Below are 6000 nucleotides of genomic sequence, written 5' to 3'. Positions count from 1 at the left end.
GCCGCAACAGACCATTCTTGCAGCACTCGGTGAGCGCTATCAGGCCATTTATTCCTGAATTAGGTGCGGAATGTCGGCTAAAAAGAGGCGACTGGGATAGCCTCAGCCGACCATCACATGACAGGGACGTCATGTGCTGAGCGCTACATGGAAGTACTTGAGCGAGTCGGAGGAGGCTACCCGGTTGCCTCTGGGCATTCATTTACTGGCTTGTGACTTGTGACTTGTGACTAAGAGACAGGCGATCAGCTATAGCAGGATCAAAACCCAAAGAGAAAGAGCTTTTTTGCCACAGACCCCACGGAAACCACGGACGAAGAGCAACCAAAACTATAAAGGGTGAGAGCCTCGTTTATCACTCATCACTCATCACTCATCACTCATCACATTGTGCTCATCCAGGTCTTACCCAGTCAAAGTGCGTGCCTGGATCCTTTATCTTAATTTTTCCGTGGGGTCTGTGGATTCCGTGGTAAAGGCGTTTATCTCTTGCTGCGCGCTGAGCACGGGGTTTTCTGATACAATCGCGCCTTTGCTTATTTAGGTAGTGTTTGCTGCTATGCGCCTGATATTGGCCCCGATGGAAGGGGTACTCGACCACCTGATGCGGGATTTGCTCACCCGCATCAACCCCTTCGACCTCTGCGTAACCGAGTTTATTCGCGTGGTGGATATGCGCCTGCCACCACGGGTGTTTTATCGGCTGTGCCCCGAGCTGCGTCAGGGTTGTCGCACTCCGGCCGGTACCCCGGTGCGCATTCAGTTATTGGGCCAGGAGCCCGACTGGCTGGCGGAAAATGCCGACCAGGCCTGCCTGCTCGGCGCCGAGGGTATCGACCTGAATTTTGGCTGCCCCGCCAAAACCGTGAACAAGCATCGCGGCGGCGCGGCCTTGCTGGCCGACAGCGAGCAACTGTATCGCATTGCCAAAGCGGTGCGCGCCGCCGTGCCGGCGCATTTGCCCGTGAGCGCCAAAATTCGCCTGGGGCTGGAAGACAGAGACTCCTACCTGGAAAACAGCCAGGCACTGGCCGAGGGTGGCATCAGCGAGCTGGCGGTACACGCGCGCAGCAAGCGCGACGGCTATCGCCCACCGGCACACTGGCCGCTGGTGGCGGACATACGCGCCGCACTGGCCATTCCGGTAGTCATTAATGGCGAGATCTGGAACGCCGGGCAAGCGCAACTTGCCCAGGCACAAAGCCAGTGCCGTGATGTAATGCTGGGCCGAGGCGCACTGGCCTTGCCCAATTTAGCCGCCACCATTAAAAACGACACAGCACCCATGAGCTGGGATCAGGTCATTGAACTGTTGCTGGATTATTCGGCGCTGGAAGTCGAAGGCGATAAAGGCGTTTATTACCCGAACCGCATCAAGCAGTGGCTGAACTTTTTAAAGCTGCAGTACCCACAAGCCCAAACCCTGTTCGGCCAGGTGCGTACCCTGAAACACACCGACGACATTCGCAGCACGCTCACCGCAGTTTGATTTACGTCATGATGCTCCGCAAACGCCCGCTTTATACTGCAGCTCATACTCAATGTTTGGGAAGGCATAATGAGCAACATAATGGAGCCGAAACTGGAACACCGCCTGCTGGCAGAAGCAAACAGCCGACGGCAGGCTTTTATGCAGGCACTGCAGGCGTTGGATCCCGGGCTGGCCCTGCAACTTCAGCAGCTGCCGGCCGATGAATGGGCCGACCACGGCGCCTTGTCTGCCTGGCCGCAGTTACAAGCGCACATCACCCAGCTCAAGCAGCTGGATGCCGCCTTGTGCCAGCAGCAACTCGGCCTCTATGGGTTATGCAGCGACTGTGAAGCCCAATTAACTCACCAACAGCTATATCAAGACCCCTGCCGACAACGCTGTACGCCCTGCGAGCAAAAATACCAAAGCATCCAGCACGGGAGCTGGGAGCTATAGGCCGCCAGCCCTTTGAGAGGCGCGAGGCGCGAGGCGTGAGGCGTGAGGCGTGACATTAAAACCAAAACAGTGCCCACCACCAAACGCCTGGTTAGCAATATAGACGAACTTTTGTAGCCCTGCGCTTTAGCAGTTGATACTCACCATTTCAGCCCACTGAGACGGGAGTGCCAACAAAGCGGTAGCTGCAAAAAATCGGGTCCGTTTTTGCTCCCTTCACACCTCCCTCTTTACCCTTCACTCGCTCTAAAAATCAGCCATTAAAAAAGCCGGCTTGCGCCGGCTTTTATGCTTCTCAATTTAGCTTAAGCTAAATTAGAAGTTGTACTGAATACCCATAGCGTACAGGTCGTCTTTGTTGCCAATTTCGTTGATCACGTATTCGGCATAAACCTTGGTCTTGGTGTTCAGAGCGTAACGGGCACCCAGGGTGTACTCGTCAATAAACTCATCACCTGAAGAGGCTTTACGGCCATCTTCTTTGGCGTAGTTGGCAATCAGAGTCCATGCATCTACGCTATAAGCAGCCTGCAGTTCCCAGAACTTGGAGCCATCGTCGTCAGCATTCAAAACGTCAGAATCGCGCTGACCGTACAGACCGGCAAAGTAGAAACCGTCGATGCTGTAATGCGCACCCAAGCCCCACTCTTTAGTCTTGTCATCTTCGCCATTAGTAACGTTGTTATTATCTTCTTGGTTATAAGAAGCAACCACGCCAAAGCCTACTGGTGATGTGTAGCCAGCAGAAACGCCCCAACGGCTGTCTTCATGATTAGTATTATCTAAGTTATCATCTTGCTTACGCGCATCGTTGAAGGCATAAGCGGCACGCAGGTCAATACCATTGTCGGCGTAAGACAGACGAATCTGGTCATCTACACGGTTGAAACCACCGGCGTTGGTTGCGTTACCACCGAAGATGTCGAAGGTATCGGTCAGGTTGGTCAGCTGAGCGCGAGGCGCTTCGCTCTTACCGAAAGCCAGCTCTGTGGTATCCATGAAGCGGAAACCCAACCAGGCGTAACGGGTATCGATTTCATTGGTGCTATTGCCGCCTTCCGCATCGAAGTTGGCTTCGTACTTACCGATCAAGGAGATATCCTGGTTCAGCACGTAGTTGACGTTCACGCCCAGACGCACCAGACCAGCACCACCGAAGTTCTGACGCTCATCACTTGCGGCCGCCTCGGCTTTGTCAAAAACCTGATTACCATCTTCGTCAACATACTGACCAGCAGCGTTGGTAGCTACTTGATAACCGGTAGCACCGGCGTTGTACTGCAGACGACCGTACAGGTCAACCTTGGAGCCGTCTTCGGCAGAATAGATTTCTACGGCGCTAGCAGAGGTTGCGAACAGCGCAGGAATAGTCAGTGCAAGAATCGTTTTTTTCATGATTTTTATATGCCTACTGTTATTGAACACTAAGTCCTTGTTTTCCTTGTGTTAGCAACGCATAACGTTACTATGGCAAGCAGACTAGCATCGCTATTTGGAGCTTGCAACAGAATAGCGGGAACTTTTTATGACAATTACACTCACCCCACGATTAAACGTGAGCGACAGCACCTTTTGCCTACTAACTGCTTGCAACTGGTATAAAACGCCATTGTCACTATAATTAGCCTCTCATTTGTCGCCTTTATAGCTAAGTTCGGCTGCACGTTAGCCGGTAACCAAGAACCCCATTATGCCAAGCTGCAATTATCAATCGTTGGTGCGAGACAATTATCGGCGCCTTAGCCAGGCCATACCTGGCTTTATACCGCGTCGCGAGCAAAACTATCTGGTGGCAGAAATGGGCAAGGTGTTGCTGGGCCGTTACGATGCCAGCCGCCGTATTTTAGTGGCCGAAGCCGGTACCGGCATTGGCAAGTCACTGGCCTATTTACAGGCCGGTATTCCGTGGGCACGCATCAACCAAAAAAAGCTGGTGATCTCCACCGCCACCCTGGCGCTGCAAGAGCAGTTGGTCGATAAGGATCTGCCGCTGTTTTTACCCCATTGCCAACCCGGCTTTCGCTTCGCCCTGGCCAAAGGCCGAGCCCGCTATTGCTGTGCCCGACGGCTATCGGATCTGGCGAATGGCGAGGCACAAACCGAGTTGTTCGAAGGCGCGGCGCTGACCACGGCGCCGTTAACGGCGGCACAGCACACCCAATTGGCAAAAATGTGGCAAGCCTACAGCAACAAAAGCTGGCAAGGCGACCGCGACAGCTGGCCCACCCCCATAGACAGCACGCTGTGGCAGCACATTCAGGCCGAACGCCATAGCTGTCAGCCCATGCTGGGCCACCAGCACTGTCCGTTTCATCAGGCCCGGGCCGAGCTGGAACAAGCCGATGTGATAGTGGTGAATCATGCCCTGCTGCTGGCGGATTTAAGCATGGGCGGTGGCATAGTGCTGCCCGAGCCCGAGCAATGTTTGTATATTCTGGATGAAGCCCACCATATTGCCGACGTGGCCCGTGACCAGGGCTCGGCACGGCTGCCGCTGCGCCAGCTTCGTCGCTCGCTGGAGCAGTTTAATAAATGGCAAAGCAAGTTAAACGACTTGCTGGGCGTCGACGGTCAGTCCGCCATCGGCAAGCTGCAGCACAGCACGGCCCAGCTGATCCCGGCGTTAACCGAGGTGTATCGTCAGTTGTTCGGCGCCTTGCAGCGCCAGGATTTACAAACCGACGAGCAAGGTTGCCTGCGCTTCAGCCCCGGCGAGCTGCCCTGCGGCCTGGATGAAACCTTAAGTATCCTCAAAGAAGACAGCCAGGCCTTTTGCCGGGCACTGGGGCCCATTAACAGCCAGCTTGCCGAACAGCTTAAATTGAAACCCACGCAGGCGCCGGCCATAGAGGCGGCGCTGGCACAGATCAGCCAGCAGCAATTGCAGGGTGAACAGCTGCGTGATGGCTGTGCCCTGCTGCTGCGCCCCCCCGGCGCCAAGCAAACGCCTCCGGCACGCTGGCTGGAGCTCGACCCCAAAGACAAGCAGGAAATACTGCTGTGCGTCACGCCGCTGGCGGTGGGACATTTGCTGGAGCAATGGTGCTGGTCGCGGGCCGCAGCCGTGGTGATGGTGTCCGCCACCCTGACCGCGCTGAACGATTTTGGTTATTTTCGTCGGGCCGTGGGCTTGCGCGCCGACGATGGCAGCCACTATGTACGCCTTAACTCGCCCTTTAACTACGCCAGCGCCCGGCTGATTATTCCCGAGTTGGCCTGCGAGCCCAGCAGCCGCGACTTCGATAGCCTGCTCGCCACGCAAATTCCGCTGTGGTTGCAGGATCAGGGCGCCAGCCTGGTGCTGTTTTCTTCTTATCGGCAAATGAAGCAGGCGGCAGAAGCTTTAAGGGCTCAGGGCCATTCGCTGTTGGTGCAGGGCGAAGCCAGCCGCCAGGCGTTATTGCAGTTACACAAGGTAAAGTGTGATGGCCAGCAACCCAGCGTGCTGTTTGGCACCGGCAGCTTTTCCGAGGGGCTGGATTTACCCGGCCACTATTTAACCAACCTCATTATTACCAAGTTGCCCTTTGCGGTGCCCACCTCGCCGGTAGAAGAAGCCATGGCCGAGTGGATCACCCTGTGTGGCGGCAATCCTTTTATGCAACTGGCGCTGCCCGAAGCCTCACGCAAGCTTATTCAGGCCTGTGGCCGCTTATTGCGTACCGAAACCGACGGTGGCCGCATTGTGTTACTGGATAAACGGCTGGTCAGCCGCCGTTATGGGCCGGCATTACTACAGGCGCTGCCGCCTTTTAGTGTAAACATCGTTAAGAGTGAGGCGTAAGGCGTAAGGCGCGAGGAGTGTATCACGGTCGTGGGAGGCCATCTCTGTTACCTCTCCTGAGACACCGAGTTGTCTGTAAATCGCCCCCCACAGGCGACTCTGTGTGTAGTGGTCAGTGGCATAGAGGCGGATGAAGAGAGCTTCTCCGCCGACCATCACATGACAAGGAATTTAGGCGGGCCATTCCACTTCCCTCACTCCTCACTCCTCACTCCTCACTCCTCACTCCTCACTCCTCACTCCTCACTTCAAAGATTGCGCTAACCCGTGAAAATTGTCACAATTTTGC

General features: G+C 55.4%; 4 protein-coding genes. 3 read left to right on the top strand and 1 reads right to left on the bottom strand.

Annotated features, from left to right (window positions below; translation table 11 throughout):
- Nucleotides 1-559 precede the first annotated feature (559 nt).
- Together ACN0VL_RS13545 and ACN0VL_RS13540 are read left to right on the top strand one after the other, a co-directional pair.
- Nucleotides 560-1489 (top strand): tRNA-dihydrouridine synthase, encoded by a 930-nt coding sequence (locus ACN0VL_RS13545; RefSeq protein ID WP_417618239.1) that lies wholly within the window; start codon nt 560-562, stop codon nt 1487-1489.
- Nucleotides 1490-1558: 69 nt separating this feature from the next.
- Complete coding sequence (locus ACN0VL_RS13540; protein ID WP_417618237.1) at nt 1559-1927, top strand: transcriptional regulator, TraR/DksA family protein; 369 nt, start codon at nt 1559-1561, stop codon at nt 1925-1927.
- A 315-nt stretch (nt 1928-2242) separates the two neighbouring features.
- Here ACN0VL_RS13540 and ACN0VL_RS13535 read toward each other — a convergent pair whose 3' ends face one another.
- Complete coding sequence (locus ACN0VL_RS13535; protein WP_417618235.1) at nt 2243-3322, bottom strand: porin; 1080 nt, start codon at nt 3320-3322, stop codon at nt 2243-2245.
- A gap of 295 nt (nt 3323-3617) precedes the next feature.
- Here ACN0VL_RS13535 and dinG point away from each other — a divergent pair, with 295 nt between their 5' ends.
- Entirely contained in the window at nt 3618-5711 is a 2094-nt protein-coding gene (gene dinG / locus ACN0VL_RS13530; protein ID WP_417618233.1) for an ATP-dependent DNA helicase DinG, read from the top strand.
- The last annotated feature ends 289 nt before the right edge of the window (nt 5712-6000 follow it).

Origin of the sequence: Oceanisphaera sp. (assembly GCF_048268965.1) — a bacterium.
Taxonomy (GTDB): domain Bacteria; phylum Pseudomonadota; class Gammaproteobacteria; order Enterobacterales; family Aeromonadaceae; genus Oceanimonas.
The sequence above is the reverse complement of the archived record's forward strand: the minus strand, read 5'-3'. Positions and strand labels throughout refer to the sequence as shown.

Excerpts from the sequence above, each read along its gene's own strand:
- ACN0VL_RS13545 (WP_417618239.1), top strand. The coding sequence starts at position 560 with ATGCGCCTGATATTGGCCCCGATGGAAGGGGTACTCGACCACCTGATG.
- ACN0VL_RS13540 (WP_417618237.1), top strand. The coding sequence starts at position 1,559 with ATGAGCAACATAATGGAGCCGAAACTGGAACACCGCCTGCTGGCAGAA.
- ACN0VL_RS13535 (WP_417618235.1), bottom strand. The coding sequence starts at position 3,322 with ATGAAAAAAACGATTCTTGCACTGACTATTCCTGCGCTGTTCGCAACC.
- dinG (WP_417618233.1), top strand. The coding sequence starts at position 3,618 with ATGCCAAGCTGCAATTATCAATCGTTGGTGCGAGACAATTATCGGCGC.